This window comes from Bradyrhizobium uaiense (assembly GCF_010811875.1).
GTDB classification, from domain to species: domain Bacteria; phylum Pseudomonadota; class Alphaproteobacteria; order Rhizobiales; family Xanthobacteraceae; genus Bradyrhizobium; species Bradyrhizobium uaiense.
Map to the genome: position 1 here is coordinate 1 of NZ_VKHP01000614.1, position 385 is coordinate 385.

At 61.3% G+C, this 385-nt stretch carries 1 protein-coding gene and 1 pseudogene; both read right to left on the minus strand.

Features of this window, described 5'->3' with window-relative positions; all coding sequences use genetic code 11:
• Positions 1-229, minus strand: a 229-nt coding sequence (locus FNJ47_RS52165) for a hypothetical protein (RefSeq protein ID WP_236000610.1), incomplete at its 3' end; no start/stop codon positions are given.
• 15 nt (positions 230-244) lie between these two features.
• Positions 245-334, minus strand: a pseudogene (locus FNJ47_RS55010) (cation transporter); the annotation flags it as partial.
• Positions 335-385: the final 51 nt, after the last annotated feature.

Genomic DNA, 385 nt, shown 5'->3' on the forward strand with positions numbered 1-385 from the left:
GGGAGAGGGAGACGAGTAGCCAGTCCCACGCGGGGAAACGTAATTGTGGTTCCAAAGCTAAGACCAGGCCGATGTCCATGAGGGGCAAGGTCAGGAGCACGGCCACAATGAGGCGGCGCCTTAACATGGTGATGCGGCGCTCTGCCTCGGCTGCTAGATCGATGTCGGAGAGCAGGGCTGCGGTGTAGCCGGCATCCTTGACAGCGGCTATCGCATCCTTGACGCCCATGCCAGTTACCGTCGCCCGCTCAGAGGCGAAATTGACACTCGCGTGCACCCCGTCAATGCGGGACAGCCTTTTCACGATCGTTGTGGCGCACGCAGCGCAGGTCATCCCGCTGATTTGCAACTGCACCGGCGGATGTAGGACGGTTTGCTCCTCGTC